The organism is Hydrogenophaga sp. 2FB, from assembly GCF_005503365.1.
Taxonomy (GTDB): domain Bacteria; phylum Pseudomonadota; class Gammaproteobacteria; order Burkholderiales; family Burkholderiaceae_C; genus Hydrogenophaga.
In genome coordinates, this window is record NZ_SCML01000003.1 from 190,296 (window position 1) to 208,475 (window position 18,180).

The following is an 18,180-nucleotide window of genomic DNA, read 5'->3' on the forward strand; positions in this document are numbered from 1 at the left end:
TGAGGCGTCGCTCCCCGGGGTTTTTTCTTTGCGCCTTCCCCAGAGGGGGAGGGAGCCGCAGGCCACTCCTGCTATTTCTGCAGGACTGAACCGCGCATGTGCCGTATTCCCGCCAGCACCGTCTCTCCGCAGAATTCTTCGCATTGCAGACCACTCTTCAGAGGCACTACACCATGGAATTCGGCGTATTCATCCTGGCCCAGCAACGGGGCTACCACCAGACTTCGCAGCAGGTCATTCAGAACTCGATCGAGCAGACCGTGGTGGCCGAGCAGGCCGGCTTCAACAGCGCGTGGTACGCCGAGCACCACTTCAACAACTACTCGCTCTCGCCCTCGCCGCTGATGATGGTGGCGCACATGGCGGCCAAGACGCAGCGCATCCGCCTGGGCACGGCGGTGTGCATTCTGCCGCTGTACCACCCCGCGCGTTTCCTGGCCGAGGTGGGCTTTGCCGACACCGTCTCCAACGGCCGCCTGGACCTGGGCGTGGGCTCGGGCTACCAGGAGTTCGAGTTCGAGCGCTTTGGCGTGAAGATCGCCGACGCGCCCGCGATCTACAACGAGTTCCTCGACATCCTTCCCAAGGGGCTGACGCAGAAGATCGTGGAGTACGACGGACAATTCCTCAAGCTGCCACCCAGCTCCATCGCGGTGCGCTCGGTGCAAAGCCCGATGCCACCGGTGTGGATCACCTCGGGCAACCCGGTGGCCCTGGGTCGCGGCGTGCGCGAAGGGCACAACCTGTTCGTGACCGCCTTGCTCAACGGCAACGCGGCGGTCACCGAGTTGCGCGGCCGCCTGGAGAAGGTGGCGAGCGACAACGGCAAGGACCTCGACGAGGACGTGAAGTTCGGCTTCCTGCGCTGTGCGTACGCCTCGGACAACCAGGCCGAGATCGATGCGTACCTCGACTGCGCGCGTTTCCAGCGGCGCATCTCGGAGAGCCTGAAGTTCCGGCGTGCGCAGTCGGACGACGGCTACATGGTCAAGGAAGTGCCGTCGGCCACGGACCCGACCTTTGAGCAGCTGCGCCAGAACCTGCCGGTGGGTTCGGTGAACCAGGTGATCGACAAGATGCTCGAAGAGATCAGCATCCTGAAGCCGAAGCACATCGCGCTGCAGACGCAACTGGGCGACTTCGACCAGAAGACCATGCTCAGGCAGATCGAACTGTGGGGCGAGAAGATCATTCCAGCGATCCGCAAGGAAGTCGGTTCCCTCAACGCAGTGGCTGCCTGAAGGAATCGCCATGCGTGTGCACCTCACCAGCGCCGGCACCATCTCCCTCGTCGAGCCCTCGGTCTTCAACCGCCTTGATGTGTTGGTCGATCCGCAACCAACCGAGCGGCTGGAGCAGGCCATCGCCCGCATCGGCAGCCGCGACGGCGCTGACCATGTGCGGCTGGCGCCGTCGGTGCTGCGCTTCCTGTCGAGCGAAGCGGGCAGCGCCGAGTGGGATGCCAAGTTCGACGCGATGATCCAGTACGCGGCCAGCAAGGGCTGGCTCGACGAACAGGGCCGCGTGCGCGCACACATCACCTGGGGTGAAGCCCCTGGGGAAGCCAGCGCTGCGGCCGGCGCCTTCGCCGCCCAAGCCTTCGCTGGCCGCGTGGCCGTGGTCACCGGCGCATCCGGCGGTCTGGGGGCCGCCATCTGCGAACGCCTGCGTGCGGCGGGTGCGCAGGTGGTGCAAGCCGACATCAGCTACCCCGAGCAACCCACCGAAGCGAACGGCATGCTGGCCGTGCGCTGCGACATCGGCGACCCCTCTTCCGTCGCCGCCATGGCGGCACTGGTGCGCGAGCGTTACGGCCGTTGCGATGTGCTGGTGAACAACGCGGCCATCACGACGGGCCCCGAGAAACTGGAAACCTTTCCGGTCGATCTGTGGGACCGTGTGTTTCGTGTGAACCTGCGCGGCGCTCTGCTGTGCGCGCAGGCCCTGGTGCCGATGATGCTCGAGCGCCAGGCCGGCAGCATCGTCAACGTTGCCTCGATCACCGCGCACGTGGCCTCGCGCGCCGGCGCTTATGGGCCGGCCAAGGCCGCGCTCTGTGCCCTGACGCACCAGATGGCGGTGGAGTGGGGACCGCGCGGCCTGCGCGCCAACTCGGTAAGCCCAGGCATGATCCGCACGCCCTTGTCCGAGACGCACTACCGTGACGAGGCCAAGCTGCACGACCGCGTCTCGAAGATCCCCGCGCGCCGCATCGGCCTGCCGCAGGACATCGGCGACGCCGTGGCCTTTCTCGCCAGCGACGCGTCCGCCTACGTGAATGGGCAGGACCTCGTGGTCGACGGGGGCTTCCTCAAGGCCTCGCTGGTCAACCTCTACGGATCGCTTTGAAGACAACAAGGAGACATGCCATGACCGCAGCCACCGCCACCGCGCCTGCCGCAGCCCCCCTGACGGAACGCGTGACGACGACCCACAGCGCCGCCATCGAGCCCAAGCTGTTCCGCCAGCTGCTCGGCTGCTTCCCGACCGGTGTGGCCGTCATCACCACCACCGCCAACGGCCAGCCCGTGGGCCTGACCTGCAACTCCTTCAGCTCCGTCTCGCTGGAGCCGCCGCTGGTGCTGTTCAGCCTGCGCAAGGCCAGCAGCCTGGTGCCCACCTTCTCGGCATCCGACGGGTTCGCGATCAACATCCTGTCGCAGCGGCAGGACGCGCTGTCGGGCCGTTTCGCCTCCAGCAAGATCGTGGACAAGTTCGAGGGTGTGGCCTGGCGTTCGGGACCCTTGAACATGCCGATCATCGACGACTGCCTGGCCAGCTTCGAATGCAGCGTGCACGCGTGCCACGACGCGGGCGACCACCTCATCTTCATCGGTGAAGTCAAGCACATGCACGAGGGCAGTGAGGACCACGCGCTGGTGTTCTACAAGGGCGCGTACCGCATGCTCGCGGAGTCGCTGCGCACGCTGGTGGTGGAGGGCAAGCTGGGCTCGGTCGATCTCGACGAGGCCTACCGCACGCTCTACGGCACGCTGCTGCGGCTCGCCTGCGAGCGCGCCAGCGAGGCCGAGCTCGACGCCGTGGAGGCGGCCGTGGACGGGATCGAACGCCACCGGGACGACGACCCGCTGGCGCAACGCATCGAATCGGCCAGCCGCTTCTTCTCCGCGATCGCGGCGGCCGGGCACAACGAAGCCCTGATGCTGATGGCACAGACCATGACCGCCGTGTTGCGCGAGCGCATGACGCACGTGATCCCGGTGCGGCCACGGCCCGACCTGTTTCCGCTGCGCCGCAAGGTCGTGACCTGCCTGCGGCAACGCGATCCGCAGGGGGCGGCGGGCGCGCTGGACGAGTTGATCACCAAGCTGCGCGGGTAGGGGCGATCAAGGCCGGCGCCGGCGGCTTTTCTTGTGCGGTGATGGGCTGTCGGCTTCCGGCGTTGGGGGCGTGCTCTCCATATCCTTGTGGATACGAGCGCGGGTCGCCGCTTCTTCGGCGGCATCGAGAAAGCTTGTTTTCCTCAGTCGACTGACGACAACGTCAAGGTCGATCAGTTGAGCCCTGACCCCTGCCTTGATCCAGCGCTCATCGTTCGGTGCGCCTCGGGCGTACTTCGAGATCGCCGCGTCGTTGGGCTCAAGAAAGTAAGCCTTGATGCCATCGCGCTCAAGCACGTTCATTCGATCCTCCCACCCTTCTGGCAGCGTGAGCAGCTTGGGTGAGACAGGGTCGATGTACATGTCGTTTTCATCGAAGAAGGCGCTGCCTTCACCAAGGGCTTCGGCGACGTCATGAATCCGCCCCGGGTCGGCCTTGGTGTACATGTCGAAATCATTCGACATCGCCATTTCCGGGGGAAGGCGACCAGAGTCTTCGAGGGCGACCGCGGACAGGCTTCCTACGATCACGTACTCACTGTGGCCAATGAGTTTTTTTGCCTTCGCCAGAGCCGAGAACAGCAGATCAAGCCTGTGCGACATCGGTGGTTTTCTTCTTCATGGAAAAAGGCGTGTTTTGTCGCAGTGCGTTTCCCCAGCCGCCGCAGTCACCAATCATTTCTTTCGCCAATTCATGGACCGGAAGAGAGAGCAGTTGATTCCATCGGTCGATGTAGTCGTCACTGCACAAAGCATGGCCCCTCCATCTGGCGACTCTTGCTTTGGCCTCGCTGACGATCAGAGCTTGTTGATCCGCCGAGGAGGACAACAAGTCAACGGCCAGATGGGCGTGACGCTGGAGCCGGTCGAGTTCAACCCGTGATTGCTGAGCTCGCGCCAGCTTGCGCTCCAGGAGATCCGTGTCGCGTGCAAATTGCGACTCTCTTTCGGACCACATCTCCGGCGTGGAAACGAGCGCCTTGACCCGTCCGTGAGACGTGATCGCAACGGCGTTGCTGGTGCGAAGGCGGTCCAGCATTTCCCCGAAGGCCTGTTTCGCCTGCGTTGCGGGAATCTGCGGGAGGTCGTTGAGAATGGACATAATGGACATTTTATCCATATCAAGGCCATTCTGGCGCCCGGAATGGCGCCGTGTTCAGCCCATTCTCACAGGGGAGAAATCGTGTGCGCAGGCCTAGCGGTGGTTGTCCGGATCGTGGATCACCGTGCTGGTGCCCACGCCCACACCCACGCGCGCATTCCCGTTGCCAATGCCGGTGCTGGCGCCGACACCCGCTCCTGCACTGACCTGCCCGCGCTGGTTGACGCCCACGCCCACACCCACGGGGCCCACACCGGTGCTCACACCCGCATTGACGCCGCCAGAACCCAGGCCCACGCCAATGGAGAACGGCCCGATCGGGATGCCCACGCCCACACCCACCGACGCGCACCCGGAAAGAAGGGTCAGGGCGGCGGCGGCAGCGACCGCACTGTGGCGCGCTGCGGAGGTGAAAACCGTGTTCATGGCGTGGGTCCTGATGGGGTGCATGTCGGATTGTGAGCGCCCACGCCGCAAAAAGTGCCCTCGTTTTCGCACTGTTTCATGTGCCCACAGCGCGTTTCAAGGTCTGCCGAGGGTCTCGATGGCGTCGGCCAGCCAGTCGGGTCGCAGCGCCGCCGCGGGGGCAGGGCGTACGGTCCAGCCGGGGCCGTCCGTCGATGCGTCCACCTGCGCCAGGCCTCCTTGCCAGAGCAACCACGCCAGCCAGGCGCAATCCGCTGAAGCAGGGGTTTCGCCTGCGCCGGCACCGAGCAGCGCGCTCAACGGAGCGCGGTCGGAAAAACGCACATGGTCACCCCGCAACTCGGCGCCCGCGGCTTGCGACAGCACCGCCAGCGCACCAGCGCCGTCCCGGTGCGGGCCGAATTCGCGCAGCCAGTGGCGCAGATGGCCGGCGATGGCCGCGGAGCGCAGCGCCTCCGCCTGCACCAGGTCGGCGTGCTCCCAGCGGTGCCAATCCACCTTGGGCTCGTCGCAGCCGGTGAGCTGCACGGCCTGGGCGAAGCGGTGGAGCGCCTGCTCAAACCCGTCGCTGTGGACCGCCGCGGCCACCGCCACCAGACTGGCCAGCCGGTTGGCCAACAGCTGGCTCTGCTGGGCCAGCAGTTTGTCGCGCATCAGGTCGTCGCGTTCGCCCCGCAATTCGGCCAGTTCCAGCGCGTTCTTGAGGTCGGCGCGAAGGCTCTCCAGCTCCCAGGGCTTGTTGATGTAGCGGTAGATTTCGCCCGTGTTGATCGCCTCGATCGCATCGCCCAGTTCGGAGTAGGCGGTGGTCAACATGCGCACGATGTTCGGGTAGTACTCACGTGCGTGGCGCAGCAGCTCGTTGCCGTACGCGCCGGGCATGCGTTGGTCGCACACCAGCACCGCGACATCGGCGCCATGCTCGGCCAGCACGGCCTTGCCTTCTTCCACCGAGGCGGCGGTGAGCACGGGCGCCAGCGGGCTGACCAGGCGCTCGAAGTATTTCAGGGCCATGGCCTCGTCATCGACATACAGAATTTTCACGGGCTTCACGGCGACACTCCTGAGAAAGTCTTATTGGTTACTGAGCGTTAGGGAAATAGAGCGAGACGGTGGCACCTTGGCCCACCTCCGAGCGGATCAGGATCGAACCGCCCAACGATGTCATCACGCGCCGGCAAAAGATCAGGCCCATGCCACTGCCGCCGTTGTCGGCGCGGGTGGTGGTCGGCTCGACGGTGAGGCGCTTGAGCACGTCCGGTGGAATGCCGGCGCCGTTGTCGCTCACATGGATGGCGGCCTGCGCGGGCAGACCGGGCGCGGGCGCTTCACGCCCCAGGCTGATGTGCACCCGGGGTTGTTGCGGCGGCTCGGCGCGCAGGGCCAGCAAGGCGTTCTTCACCAGCGTGCAGAGCACGAGGTAGAGCAGGTCGCGCCGCCCGGGCAGCACGAAGTCGGCGCTCAGCTCGCTGGTGAGCCATTGCGCTTCGTCGTTGTCGAACGGAAACTCGTCGCGCACGGCCTGCACCAGATCGCTGGCGCGCAGGTTGGGCGCGGCGTCGGGCTGGTAGGCATCGCGCGCGGTCTGCACGAAGGTCGACACCAGCGACTGCGCGTACTCGGCGCGGCGCTGCGCGGCTTCGATCATGAAGAGCACGTCGCCGGGTTTCTGCTCCTGGATGCGCGCGTCGCCACTGCCGTCGGCCGGTGCGTCGCGGTGCCGCGCGCGCATGGCCGTGAGGTAGCCCTGCACGGTGGCCAGCGGCGTGGTGACTTCGTGCGCGAGAAATCCCAGGGTTTCGCGCAAGGTGGCCGAGCGCCGCTCCACCAGGGCGCGCTCGCGCGCCCGCACCTGGCTCGCGTTGAGCGCCTCGCGCAAGGCCTGGCGTGTCAGGGCCTCGTCGAGCGGCTTTTCAAGGATCTGTTCCACATGCCCCTGGTTGACGGCCGACATGGCCACGTCCTTGTCGGCGTAGGCCGACACCAGCAGGCGCGCGATGTGCGGGTACCGCTGCCGCACCTCGCTCAGCAGCGACACGCCGTCGCGCTGCGGCATGGCGTAGTCGGTCAGCAGCACGGCCACCTCGTCGCCACGCTGCGCCAGCAGCGCGAGCGCGTCGTTCACGCCATGGGCCGTGAGCACGACGAACTCGTCGCCATACAGGCGGGCAAACCACTTGCAGGCCTGGGGCTCGTCGTCCACGACGAGGATGGCGTGGGCGCCCAGCGAACCACGCGAGATGCCGGTGTCGTCGGGTTTCATTCAGGGCCTCGGCAAGTCAAAGGTGAACTCCGTCCAGTGGCCTGCTTCGCTCTCCACCGCCAGCGTGCCACCATGGCGCTGCACGATGCCGTAGCTCACGCTCAGGCCCAGCCCGAGGCCGGCACCGACGTCGCGGGTGGTGAAGAAGGGCTCGAACACGCGTTCCATGTTCTCGGGCGCGATGCCCATGCCGTTGTCGCGCACGGATACGCACAGGCGCTTGTCGCGGGAGGCCACGCGGATGTCGATCCGGGGCGTTTCGCGTTGAGCGGCGGTGATCGCGTGGGCGGCATTGCTGAAGAGGTTGATCAGCACGCCGATGATGGCGGGTTCGTCGCCCATCACGTGGGAGTCCTGGGGAAGGTCCACGTTGACCTCGATGCCCTTGAGTTCGTGGCCCGCCAGCCGCAGGCCCGAACGCACCGCGTTCTCCAGCAGGAACAGCCGCAGGCCGTCCTGGCCGGGCTTCTGGTACGCGAAGGTCTTGAGGTCGGAGACGATGTTCTGGATGCGCTGCATGCCCTCGCGCGCGTCGACCAGGCTCTCCTTGAGCATGGTGTCGGCTTCGGTGGCGGGTGAGGTCAACCCCATGTTGATGGCCATGAGGCTGTAGTTCACCGGGTTGTTGAGTTCGTGCAGCAAACCCGCCGAGAGCGTGCCGATGGCCGCCATTTTTTCGCGCTGCAGCAACTGGCCCTTGACTTCGGCCAGGGTGTCGTTGATCTGCTTGAGCGATTCGTTCTTCTCGGACACCTGTCTTTGCAGCGCAAACATGTTGAAGCGGCCGCGCTCGTTGAAGTAGGTGCAGAACGAACTGATGGTGGCGGAGAACAGGATGAACAGCGAGATGCCGGCGAACTGGCTGAAGTCTTTCAACCCCTCGGGGTGGAAATAGCAGGCCAGGGCATACAGCGCGTAGGTGAACAGGCCGAAGGTGAGGCTTTCCAGGAAGGCGATGGGCAGGATGATGCCGGTGGCATAGAGCGCCAGGTGCAGGCCGACGAAGTAGATCGAGTCCACCCCGTTGGTGACCCAGATCATCCAGGCGATCATGATCTGCGGCAGCGCCAGCCACACGAGTGTGAGGGGCCGCACCCAGCGCAGCCCGATCGGCGAATGCAACATCCAGAGGATGACCAGCGTCAGACCGGCCACCAGGAAACGCGCTGGCGCCAGGGTGCTGAAGGACTCGGCGTACAGCGTGTAGTCCAGCCCCAGGCCCATCAGCACCAACACGATCGAGACGATCGAACCCGCCTTGCTATAGGCAAGCCGGAACTCGCTGAGTTGCTGGTGGTAGGGCGACAAGGCGGCTGGCGTCATGCGTGGCGTGGCCTCAGGTTTTCTCGGGCAGGCGGAATTCCGCGAAGACGTTGACACCCGTGACATCGGTGAAGATGCGGGTGCCCTCGCGCGGCTCGGGCAGCACGGCTTCCAGGCCTTTCTCGTCGCGGTAGATCAGGTGCCACTCCAGAAGGTGCTCCATCACGTTCTTCTGCGGGTTGACCGAGTGCACGTTGGTGACCATCACCGAACCACCGGGGCGGGTGCGCACCACGAAGTAGTCGAGCAGGCGCGAGCAGACCTTGTCGGTGAGGTAATCGAACAGGCCGGCGCAGTAGACGAAATCGAACACGCCGGCGTCCAGGCTGTCGTCGCGCTTGGATGCGCGCTTGAGCAACTGGTGCACCGACTCGTGCACGTAGTGCACTTCCACCGGACGCCCGCCGGTCTTGGCGGCGGCTTCGATGCACGACCGGGTGTACTCCAGCGTGACCTCGCTGAAATCCAGCAAGGTGAATTCCAGGCTGGACGCATTGGGGTCCGTGGCGATGAAGCGCTGAATTTCGATGGCGGGGCCGCACGCGACGTTGAGCACGCGCACCTTGCGTCCCTCTTTCTGGGCCAGCGCGGCGGCGCGGCCGAGGTACTCGACCAGGATCTCGATGCGGTTGCGGTGCGCCTCGGCCACCGCGGCCTTCAGGAAGAAGGCGTTAATGATTTGGAAATAGGTGCTGTTGCCCTGGCGGGGGTCGGCCAGGATCTGGTTGACCATTTCGTAGTCACCCGCGTAGCCCAAGGGCTTGGCGAAGGTGCGGTACACGAAGGGCGCGCGCAGCAGCAGCGGGTGCAGCGCGGTCTGCGCGAAGTTGCGGTGGGCCACGGAGTCTTCTTCCGGCACCGCGGCGCCTTCGGCTTCGAGCGAGACGAAATACTCGGCGCCCTTCTTCATGATGGGCTCGGCCAGCTCGCTGAACACGTCGGCGCGGATGCGCCCGTCCGGCTCGCGCGGCAGAAGGGTCGACATGTCGGCCTGGTCGGTCCAGCGCGCGGTCTCCGCGAGGAAGGAGCGAAACTCGCTGATGGTGACCTGGTAGCTCCGTTTGATCTTGAAGCGCTCCTGCCAATCGGCCACGAAGCGCTCGGCCTCGCCGCGCACCTGGCTGATGTCGCCGCGGATGGCGTTGAGGTCCAGCCACTCGTCGATCAAGGCCACGGACACCACGGCCATCAGCCCGGTGTTGAGCAAGCTGACCACCACGGCCTTGCCCTTGTAGATGATCTGGTCGCCCGAGCGGATGGTCAGCTCGTTGAGTACCTCACTGACCTGGACGATGGAATACGGGTTGTAGATCTCCATCACCAGGGAACGGCGCTGCAGGCTGGTCAGGGTGCCGCGCGCGCTTTCTCCCTGGCTGTTGCGAAAGGTGACGACGTGATCGAAGGGACGCTGTAGGTACACGTTGAGGCCAGTTGACTGATGGGCGGGGCAGTTGCTTCGCACTGCCCCTCGATGGACTCCCAGGGCCCCGAGTGTAGTCAACCGCAAGCGCCCCGCCAGCGGGGAGTCCCTGCAATCAAATTAGCAGCGTATTAACCCGTTTGACGTATGCCGCGGGGTCGTCGGGCAGCCCGCCTTCGGCCAGCAGCGCCTGGTCGAACAGGATGTGGGCCAGATCGTCGAAGTGCGCGGAGCCTTCGAGCTTCTTCACCAGCGCGTGCTCGGCGTTGACTTCCAGAATCGGACGCACCTGCGGCGCGGGCTGGCCGGCCTGCTTGAGCATGCGGGCCAGCTGCGTCGAGTAGTCGCCGTCTTCCACCACCAGGCAGGCCGGCGAGTCGACCAGGCGCGAAGTGACGCGCACGTCCTTGGCCTTGTCCTTGAGGCTTTCCTTGAGGCGTTCGAGCACGGGCTTGAAGGTTTCGGCCGCGGCCTCGGCGGCTTTTTTCTCTTCTTCGTCCTGCAGCGAGCCCAGGTCCACCGCACCCTTGGCCACGCTTTGCAGCGGCGTGCCATCGAATTCGTTGAGGAAGGACAGCGCCCACTCGTCCACGCGGTCGGTCATCAGCAACACCTCGATGCCCTTCTTGCGGAACACCTCGAGCTGCGGGCTGTTCTGCGCGGCGGCACGGTTGTCGGCGGTGATGTAGTAAATCGCGGCCTGGCCTTCCTTCATGCGGGCCTTGTAGTCGGCCAGCGCGGTCAGCTCGGTGCCGTGGGTGCTGGCAAAACGCAGCAGCTTGGCGATCTTGTCGCGGTTGGCGAAGTCTTCGCCCAGGCCTTCCTTGAGCACCGCGCCGAACTCGGCGTAGAACGTCGTGTACTTGCCCACGTCCTTCCCGGCGGCGGCCTTGTCTTCCGCCGACACCACGTCGGTCACGCCATCGGCGCTTTCGGTGGCTTGCGGCGCCTTGTCTTTCTTGGCCAGGTCTTCCAGCATGGCCAGCACGCGGCGCGTATTGCCTTCGCGGATCGCCTTCACGTCGCGGCTTTCCTGCAACAGCTCGCGGCTCACGTTGAGCGGCAGGTCGGCCGAGTCGACCACGCCCTTGACCCAGCGCAGGTACGAAGGCATGAGCGCCTCGGCCTCGTCCATGATGAAGACGCGCTTGACGTAGAGCTTGATGCCGGCCTTGCGGTCGCGGTTCCACAGGTCTTGCGGTGCCTTGGCCGGTATGTAGAGCAGTTGCGTGTACTCGGTGCTGCCCTCGACGCGGTTGTGGCTCCAGGCCAGCGGCGCCTCGGTGTCGTAGCTCAGGTTCTTGTAGAACTCGGCGTACTGCTCGTCGCTCACGTCCTTCTTGCTGCGCGCCCACAGCGCGTTGGCGGAGTTGACGGCTTCCCATTCGTCCTGGCGCACGTAGGCGCTTTTCTCGGCGTCCCATTCTTCCTTCTGCATGAGGATGGGCAGGCTGATGTGGTCGGAGTACTTGCCGATGATGGACTTGAGCTTCCAGCGGTCGAGGTAGTCGCTTGCGTCGTCGCGCAGGTGCAGGATGACGCTGGTGCCGCGCGCGGCGCGCTCGATGGTCTCGACTTCAAAGTCGCCGGTGCCGCCGCTGGTCCAGCGCACGCCTTCGGCCGCCGGCAGGCCGGCGCGTCGCGATTCGACGGTGATCTTGTCGGCCACGATGAAGCCGGAGTAGAAGCCCACGCCGAACTGGCCAATGAGTTGCGCGTCCTGCTTCTGGTCGCCGCTCAGGCGGCTCATGAAATCCTTGGTACCGCTCTTGGCAATCGTGCCCAGGTGGTCGATGGCCTCCTGCGCGCTCATGCCGATGCCGTTGTCGCTGATGGTGATCGTCTTGGCGTCGCGGTCGAAATCCACGCGCACGTCGAGGTTGGGCGCGTCTTCGAACAGGGCCGCGTTGTTCAGCGCTTCGAAGCGCAGCTTGTCGCAGGCGTCGGACGCGTTGGACACCAGCTCGCGCAAGAAGATGTCGGGGTTCGAATACAGCGAATGCGTGACCAGGTGCAGCAGCTGTGCCACCTCGGCCTGGAAGGAGAGGGTTTGTTTGCTCATGGGAGTCGACTGGCTTGAAGTCAAAAGAAAACGCGCTGGGCTTGGAGCCGCGCAGCAGGAGGCGGAATTATGGGCTGTTCGAGGAACTTCAAGCGCCGCGCGAACACCCGGCGCGAAAGTCAGTCGATCGGCTCGTCCGACGGCGGCGCCAGCCATTGCAGCAGTTGCTGCGCCACCACAGGGCTGGAGAGCAACTCCAGGTGCCCCGTTCGGTACACCGTGCGTTGGCTGCCGCGCGCGAACACCAGGCGGCGCCGGGGTTCGTCGTGCTGGCCCAACGCGCTGCGCAGCGGCACCAGGCCGTCGCCATTCAGGCGCTCGGCCAGCAGGCCGCGCTGCGGTGCGAGCGTGGCGGCCACGGTGAAACAGGCCACGCCCTCGGGCAGCGGCAAGGGCTCGCGGTGGTCCAGCGCGGAGTCGAAGCGCTCGCGCCCGGCCCAGTCCGCATCGCGCACATGGCCGTGGCGCAGATCGGTGATGCCGGCGCTGCGCAACTGGCCCAGACGCGCAAAGGGCGCGGTGAACGGCGTGGCGGCGAGCAGCACATCCACCCCGTGCCCCGCGCGCTCCAGCGGCGCCCCGTGGTGCGGCGTGCCCAGGAAGATCAGGTGCTTGAGCTTCGAGCGCCAGCTCAAGCCGGCGTGTGCGGCCTCCTCGCAGGCGGCGCGCGCCACCAGGCCACCCATGCTGTGCCCGATGAGGGTGATCGATTCCAGCGGCACCGGCCATTGCAGGGCGAGCGACGCCAGTTGGCGCGCGAGATCGCGGCCGTTGGTGGAGGTGTGCAGGCCACTGTTGTAGCGCAGGTACACCGGCGTGGCGCCCAGCGCCTGCGCGAGAAACGCGCCGTGGTCGTGCCCGTGGCGCAACCATTGCGTGTCGTTCATGCACAGCCCATGCAACAGCACGAGCAGGTGGGGCGATGCGGGCGCCAGGCGCTCCTGCAGCCACGCCGGCCGATCCAGCGGCAGGCGCTGGCCTTTGTGGCGCAGTTCCATGGGCTGAACCAAGGGGTTGGCGGTTTCCAGCAGGCGATCGCCCAGCACGCCGTTGAGCGCGGCCAACACGGCTTCGCGAGCGGGCGAGGGTGCTGGGTGGTGGGCCGGGTCGTCCACGAGCGGCAGCAGCGAGGCGAGCGCGCTGTCCAGCCCATGGCCCACGAGCTGCGTGACGCCGCGAATGCCCTGGTAGATCTGGCCGGTCAGGCCGGCCGTGCGTTGCGGCGCGGCGCCCGCCGGCAGGCCCAGCCGGGCGCGCACCGCCTGGTGCACGCCCTCGGCGATGCCGATCACCTCGGTCGTGGCCTGCGTCGCCAGGCGCAGCGCGGCCTGCAGATCGCTGGGGCGCACGTGCCGCAGCAAGGCGTCACGGCCGGGCTTGGGTTTGAGCGTGTCCATGGGCCATTGTGGCCCCGGTGTGGTTTTGTGTGTGTGACAGGATGCGGCCCCGCCCGGGGCCATGCACATCAGGCAGTGTGCGGGTGCCGGGCCGATTCATAGAGCGAACGCGCCAGCGCACGGTGGCGCACCAGCAGGGGTTCGATCTCCATGCCGACCAGGCGCCCGTCGCGCACGCGCACGCGGCCGTTGATCACGCTCAGCGCCGCGTCGGCGCTCTGGCAGAACACCAGGGCGGCGACCGGGTCGTGGCCAGCGCCCGCGTGCGTCACGCCGCGCAGGTCGAAGGCCACCAGGTCGGCCGACATGCCGGGCATCAAGGCCCCGATGTCGTCCCGCCCCAGCACACGCGCACCGCCCAGCGTGGCGATCTCCAGCGCCTCGCGCGCGGTAAGCGCGCTCGGGCCGAAGCCCACGCGCTGCAGCAGCATGGCCTGGCGCACCTCGCCCAGCATGTGCGCGCCGTCGTTCGAGGCGCTGCCATCCACACCCAACCCCACCGGCACGCCGGCACGCCGCATCGCGCCCACTGGGGCGATGCCGGAACCCAGCCGCATGTTGGAACAGGGGCAATGCGCCACGCCGGTGCCGGTGCGGCCGAACAACGCGATGCCGGCAGGGTCGAGCTTGACGCAGTGGGCATGCCACACATCGCGACCGACCCAGCCGAGGTCTTCGGCGTACTCGGCCGGCGTCATGCCGAACTTCTCGCGCGAGTAGGCGACGTCGTTGTCGTTTTCCGCCAGGTGAGTGTGCAGCGACACGCCGTGCGAACGCGCCAGCACGGCGGACTCGCGCATCAGGTCGCGCGAAACCGAGAACGGCGAGCACGGCGCGAGCACGATGCGCCGCATGCTGTGGCGCGAGGCGTCGTGCCAGCGGCCGATGAGCCGCTCGCTGTCGGCCAGGATCGCAGCTTCCGTTTCCACCAGCGAGTCCGGCGGCAAGCCGCCGGCGCTGCGGCCCACGCTCATGCTGCCGCGCGCGGCATGGAAGCGCATGCCCATGGCGTCGGCCGCTTCGATGGAATCGTCCAGCCGCGAGCCGTTGGGGAACAGATAGAGGTGGTCGCTGGTGGTCGTGCAACCCGAGAGCAGGAGTTCGGCCATCGCCGTTTGCGTGGACACGCGCACCATCTCGGGCGTGAGTTGTGCCCACAGCAGGTACAGGTTGGTGAGCCAGCCAAACAGCTCGGCGTCCTGCGCTTCTGGCACCACGCGCGTGAGGCTCTGGTACATGTGGTGGTGCGTGTTCACCAGGCCCGGCATCAGCACGTGGCCTGGCAGGTCGATCGCTTCGGCGCTGCCGCTGGCGATGGCTTCGCGCCACGGCGCCGGCAGATCCGCAGTAGGCCCCACCCACTCGATCGCCGGGCCATTCACCACCACCGCGCCATCGGCGATCTCGCGCCGCTGGGCGTCCATGGTGACGACCACGTCGGCGTGGCGAAGGACCAGCGGGCGGGTTCCGTGAAGGGCAAGACTCATGTCATTCGGTTCCATGTGAAGTGCGCGCGGCCAGCGCGAAAGAGCGTTCCCGGGAGAGCACGCCGTGGTAGAAAAGATTCAGCACCACCGCTGCGCAGGTGCCGAGCACGATGCCGCTGTGCGTGAGCGGATGCGTCCACGCCGGCAGGTGCTGGAAAAAGTTCGGCGACAGCGTGGGGATGAGCCCCAGGCCGATGGAGATCGCGATGACGTAGAGCGCGTGGCGCTCCTTGCCGTAGTCGATGGAACCGAGGATACGCACGCCGGTGGCGGCCACCATGCCGAACATCACGATGCCCGCGCCACCCAGCACGAACGCGGGCACCGAGGCCACGATGTGCGCGATCTTCGGGAACAGCGCCAGCAGGATCAGGAAGCCGCCAGCCATCGCCGCCACGTAACGCGAGCGCACGCCGGTCACGGTCACGAGCCCCACGTTTTGCGAGAACGAGGTGTACGGGAAGGTGTTGAAGATGCCGCCGATCAGCGTGCCCATGCCATCGGCACGCAGGCCACGGGTGAGCAGTTGGGGCGTCATGCGCTTGCCGGTGATCTCGCTCAATGCCAGGAACATGCCGGTCGATTCGACCAGGGTGATCAACATCACGATGCACATGGAAATGATGGCCGTGAACTCGAAGCGCGGCATGCCGAAATGCAGCGGCGTGGTCACCGCCACCCAGCTGGCTTCGGCCAGGCCGTCGAACTTCATGTAGCCCAGCGCCAGCGACACCACCACACCCGCCACGATGCCGAGCAGGATGGCGATGTTGGCCCACAGCCCTTTGCCAAAGCGCGTGATGCCGAGCACCACCAGCAGCACCAGCGCCGCGATGGCGAGCTTGGCCGGGTCGCCGTAGTCCGGGTTGGTCACGGCGTGGGCCACGCCATCGACCATGCGCGTAACGGTGGGTTGCCCACCCGCCGCCCAGTTGATCGCCACGCCCATCAGCGAGACGCCGATCAGCGTGATGACGGTGCCTGTGACGAGTGGCGGGAACACGCCCAGCAGCCGTCCCATGAGCGGCGCGACCAGCATGCCGAAGATGCCCGCCGCGATGGTGGCGCCGTAAATCGCCTGCAGCCCCAGCGAGGGGTCGAGGCCGATCGCGATCATCGGACCGACGGCCGCGAAGGTCACGCCCATCATCACTGGCATGCGGATGCCGAAGCCCCACAGGCCGAGCGCCTGGATCAGCGTGGCGATGCCGGCCACGAAAAGGTCGGCGTTGATGAGGAAGGCGATGTCCGCCTTCGACAGGCCCAACGCGCCGCCGACGATGAGCGGCACCGCGACGGTGCCTGCGTACATCACCAGGACGTGCTGCAGGCCCAGGGCCGCGCAGCGTGGAAGGGGCACTTTCTGGTCGACCGCGTCGCTTGTCGGGTTGTCTCCGGCGCGGGTCGTTGTGGTTTCGGGAAGCATGTGTGGGCCTTTCTGCCGGCTCGCGCACAAGGTGGCGCATCGACCAGCGGGCGCAGTCTAGGAGCCCTGCCGTGGCAGCGCAAAGTCAATAAATCGCCCCTGGTGTGCTCGAAAAGTGCACACCCTCTCAAGCCCCCCTCTCGAGCCCTCTTTTCAGGCGCCGACCAGCGCGCTCTCCAGCCCGTCCACGAGCTGCTGCGCCAGCACCTCGGCGGCCGCGCTGAGCGGCGTGCCGGCGCGCGAAACCAGCGCCAGGCCCTGGGGCCGCAAGCCGGCGTCGCGCAAGGGCACGAACACCAGCCGGCCGGCACGCACGTCTTCTGCCACGTCCAGCCGGTTCAGCAAAGTGATGCCCACGCCCTGCGCGGTGAGTTGGCGCATGAGCGCGGTCGACGTGGTTTCGACCACGGGCGACACGCTGACCGCGGAGCGGCCAAACGCGCCATCGAGGATGGGCCGCAGCGAGAGCGAGGCCGCCGGGAAGATGAGCGGGAAACCCACACAGTCGGCCAGCGTGGTGGTGGCGCGCGCCGCCAGCGCATGGCCGGGCGGCACCACCGCGCCCAACGGCCATTCGCTCGCGAACAGGGTGCGCAAGCCGGCGGTCTCGGGCACGTCGTAGGCCAGCGCCAGATCGGCGTCGCCCTCGGTCACGGCGCGCAGCACGGCTGCAATCGGCAAGTCCAGCAGCTTCAGCTGAATACCCGGATGGGCCGCGCGGCAGCGCTGCACCACCGCGGGCAGAAAGGCGCCGGCCAGACCGGCCGTGGTGACCAGCGACGCCTCGCCCTGGCGCAAGCCACGCACCGCGTCGATGTGCTGGCGCACGGCGTCGAAATCGCGCAAAGTGGCGCGCGCGTGGGCCAACACGATCTCGCCGATGGGCGTGAGCTTGAGCTTGTTGTGGATGCGCTCGAACAGCGGCGCGCCGAGCTCTTCCTCCAGGTTGAGGATCTGGCGGTTTACCGCCGTGGGCACCACATGCAGCTGCTCGGCGGCCTTGCGGATCGAGCCCGCGCGCACCACCTCGATGAAATAGCGAACCACTTTCGCGTGCATCCCGCACCTCCGGCTGCGTTGTCCCCGGCGCGCTCTCAGAAACGCTCGTCGGCCGTGAGGTAGCGCCACTGCCCCACCGGCAGGTTGCCCAACACCACCTGCCCGATGCGGATGCGCTTCAAGCCCACCACGTGCAAACCCACCTGCTCGCACATGCGGCGGATCTGGCGCTTTTTGCCTTCGGTGAGCACGAAGCGCAGCTGCTCGGGGTTCTGCCAATCCACCTGCGCGGGTTTGAGCGCCTGGCCGTCCAGGCTGAGGCCGTGGCGCAGCAAGGCCAGTTGCGCGGGCGGGAAGATGGCCTGCACGTCCTGCGCCACCACGCCGGCGCCCTGCGGGCCGTTGGGCGCGAAGTGCACGCGCACCAGGTATTCCTTCTCCACGCCGCTGGCTTCGCCGATCAGCGTGCGCGCCACGCGGCCGTCTTGCGTGAGCACGAGCAGGCCGGTGGAGTCGATGTCGAGCCGGCCCGCGGGCGCCAGGCCGCGCGTGTGCTCGGGCGCGAAGCGCCGGCCGTCGCTGGGCGTGCGCGCATCGCCGCGCCACTGGCTGGGCGCGCCGATCAAGGTGGCCGCGGCTTCGTGCCCGTCTTCGGGCTGGCCGCTCACGTAGCCCATGGGCTTGTGCAGCAGGATGGTGACCTGTCCCGCCTGTTGGTGGCGGGCCTGGGGCAGCACCTCCACCTGGGCATCGGGTGGCACCGGCATGCCCATGACCGCGGGTTCGCCATTGACGAGCACCCAGCCGCGCGAGATCCATTCGTCGGCCTCGCGGCGCGAGCACAGACCGAGGTCGGCCATGCGTTTGTTCAGGCGGATCTCGCCGCGCACGTTCCCGACGCGGGCCAGGTCGGGCCGGTGGGGCTGCTGGGGCG

At 66.9% G+C, this 18,180-nt stretch carries 15 protein-coding genes and 1 pseudogene; 3 read left to right on the forward strand and 13 right to left on the reverse strand.

All coding sequences use genetic code 11. From position 1 onward, the window contains the following. The first annotated feature begins 173 nt into the window (after positions 1-173). From FFS09_RS03145 to FFS09_RS03155, 3 genes are read left to right on the forward strand one after another with little or no spacing between them, the layout of a single operon-like run. Entirely contained in the window at positions 174-1,241 is a 1,068-nt protein-coding gene (locus tag FFS09_RS03145) for an LLM class flavin-dependent oxidoreductase (protein WP_137917406.1), read from the forward strand. Positions 1,242-1,251: 10 nt separating this feature from the next. After that, entirely contained in the window at positions 1,252-2,349 is a 1,098-nt protein-coding gene (locus tag FFS09_RS03150; RefSeq protein ID WP_252374205.1) for an SDR family NAD(P)-dependent oxidoreductase, read from the forward strand. 20 nt (positions 2,350-2,369) lie between these two features. Then, on the forward strand, positions 2,370-3,341 hold the full coding sequence (locus FFS09_RS03155) for a flavin reductase (protein ID WP_137917407.1): 972 nt from the start codon (positions 2,370-2,372) through the stop codon (positions 3,339-3,341). Between the two features lie 6 nt (positions 3,342-3,347). Here the strand turns inward: FFS09_RS03155 and FFS09_RS03160 are convergent, their stop codons facing one another. The 13 genes and pseudogenes from FFS09_RS03160 to FFS09_RS03220 all read right to left on the reverse strand — a co-directional run bounded on the left by FFS09_RS03160 (position 3,348) and on the right by FFS09_RS03220 (position 18,106). Continuing rightward, positions 3,348-3,944, reverse strand: a complete 597-nt coding sequence (locus FFS09_RS03160) for a DUF6036 family nucleotidyltransferase (RefSeq protein WP_212745039.1) — start codon at positions 3,942-3,944, stop codon at positions 3,348-3,350. Further along, positions 3,928-4,443: a type II toxin-antitoxin system Phd/YefM family antitoxin gene (locus FFS09_RS03165; protein ID WP_171019847.1), complete on the reverse strand. Its 516-nt coding sequence runs from the start codon at positions 4,441-4,443 to the stop codon at positions 3,928-3,930. The genes FFS09_RS03160 and FFS09_RS03165 overlap by 17 nt, the downstream gene beginning before the upstream one ends. A gap of 108 nt (positions 4,444-4,551) precedes the next feature. Then, positions 4,552-4,869, reverse strand: a pseudogene (locus FFS09_RS03170) (hypothetical protein); the annotation flags it as partial. A gap of 96 nt (positions 4,870-4,965) precedes the next feature. Further along, positions 4,966-5,922, reverse strand: coding sequence for a response regulator (locus FFS09_RS03175; protein ID WP_137917410.1), 957 nt, complete (start codon positions 5,920-5,922; stop codon positions 4,966-4,968). A 28-nt stretch (positions 5,923-5,950) separates the two neighbouring features. Further along, positions 5,951-7,132, reverse strand: coding sequence for a hybrid sensor histidine kinase/response regulator (locus FFS09_RS03180; RefSeq protein WP_137917411.1), 1,182 nt, complete (start codon positions 7,130-7,132; stop codon positions 5,951-5,953). Beyond that, entirely contained in the window at positions 7,133-8,455 is a 1,323-nt protein-coding gene (locus tag FFS09_RS03185) for a sensor histidine kinase (protein ID WP_137917412.1), read from the reverse strand. It abuts the gene before it with no gap. 13 nt (positions 8,456-8,468) lie between these two features. Beyond that, positions 8,469-9,875, reverse strand: a complete 1,407-nt coding sequence (locus FFS09_RS03190) for a class I SAM-dependent methyltransferase (protein WP_252374206.1) — start codon at positions 9,873-9,875, stop codon at positions 8,469-8,471. A 115-nt stretch (positions 9,876-9,990) separates the two neighbouring features. Further along, positions 9,991-11,937 carry a molecular chaperone HtpG gene (htpG, locus tag FFS09_RS03195; protein WP_137917413.1) on the reverse strand — a complete coding sequence of 649 codons (1,947 nt, stop codon included), beginning with the start codon at positions 11,935-11,937 and terminating at the stop codon, positions 9,991-9,993. 119 nt (positions 11,938-12,056) lie between these two features. Next, positions 12,057-13,334, reverse strand: a complete 1,278-nt coding sequence (locus FFS09_RS03200) for an esterase/lipase family protein (RefSeq protein ID WP_137917414.1) — start codon at positions 13,332-13,334, stop codon at positions 12,057-12,059. Between the two features lie 68 nt (positions 13,335-13,402). Further along, the gene (locus tag FFS09_RS03205) at positions 13,403-14,821 is read right to left on the reverse strand and encodes an 8-oxoguanine deaminase (protein WP_137917415.1); all 1,419 of its coding nucleotides are present in this window, start codon (positions 14,819-14,821) and stop codon (positions 13,403-13,405) included. 1 nt (position 14,822) lies between these two features. Further along, entirely contained in the window at positions 14,823-16,247 is a 1,425-nt protein-coding gene (locus FFS09_RS03210; protein ID WP_137917416.1) for a nucleobase:cation symporter-2 family protein, read from the reverse strand. A gap of 153 nt (positions 16,248-16,400) precedes the next feature. After that, positions 16,401-17,306, reverse strand: coding sequence for a LysR substrate-binding domain-containing protein (locus FFS09_RS03215; RefSeq protein WP_137917417.1), 906 nt, complete (start codon positions 17,304-17,306; stop codon positions 16,401-16,403). Between the two features lie 35 nt (positions 17,307-17,341). After that, positions 17,342-18,106 carry a pseudouridine synthase gene (locus FFS09_RS03220; RefSeq protein ID WP_137917434.1) on the reverse strand — a complete coding sequence of 255 codons (765 nt, stop codon included), beginning with the start codon at positions 18,104-18,106 and terminating at the stop codon, positions 17,342-17,344. Positions 18,107-18,180 lie beyond the last annotated feature (74 nt).

Coding starts and splice junctions, on each gene's coding strand:
- FFS09_RS03145 (WP_137917406.1), top strand. CDS start 174: ATGGAATTCGGCGTATTCATCCTGGCCCAGCAACGGGGCTACCACCAG.
- FFS09_RS03180 (WP_137917411.1), bottom strand. CDS start 7,132: ATGAAACCCGACGACACCGGCATCTCGCGTGGTTCGCTGGGCGCCCAC.
- FFS09_RS03205 (WP_137917415.1), bottom strand. CDS start 14,821: ATGAGTCTTGCCCTTCACGGAACCCGCCCGCTGGTCCTTCGCCACGCC.
- FFS09_RS03215 (WP_137917417.1), bottom strand. CDS start 17,306: ATGCACGCGAAAGTGGTTCGCTATTTCATCGAGGTGGTGCGCGCGGGC.
- htpG (WP_137917413.1), bottom strand. CDS start 11,937: ATGAGCAAACAAACCCTCTCCTTCCAGGCCGAGGTGGCACAGCTGCTG.
- FFS09_RS03210 (WP_137917416.1), bottom strand. CDS start 16,247: ATGCTTCCCGAAACCACAACGACCCGCGCCGGAGACAACCCGACAAGC.
- FFS09_RS03150 (WP_252374205.1), top strand. CDS start 1,252: ATGCGTGTGCACCTCACCAGCGCCGGCACCATCTCCCTCGTCGAGCCC.
- FFS09_RS03155 (WP_137917407.1), top strand. CDS start 2,370: ATGACCGCAGCCACCGCCACCGCGCCTGCCGCAGCCCCCCTGACGGAA.
- FFS09_RS03185 (WP_137917412.1), bottom strand. CDS start 8,455: ATGACGCCAGCCGCCTTGTCGCCCTACCACCAGCAACTCAGCGAGTTC.
- FFS09_RS03220 (WP_137917434.1), bottom strand. CDS start 18,106: ATGGCCGACCTCGGTCTGTGCTCGCGCCGCGAGGCCGACGAATGGATC.
- FFS09_RS03165 (WP_171019847.1), bottom strand. CDS start 4,443: ATGTCCATTCTCAACGACCTCCCGCAGATTCCCGCAACGCAGGCGAAA.
- FFS09_RS03160 (WP_212745039.1), bottom strand. CDS start 3,944: ATGTCGCACAGGCTTGATCTGCTGTTCTCGGCTCTGGCGAAGGCAAAA.
- FFS09_RS03200 (WP_137917414.1), bottom strand. CDS start 13,334: ATGGACACGCTCAAACCCAAGCCCGGCCGTGACGCCTTGCTGCGGCAC.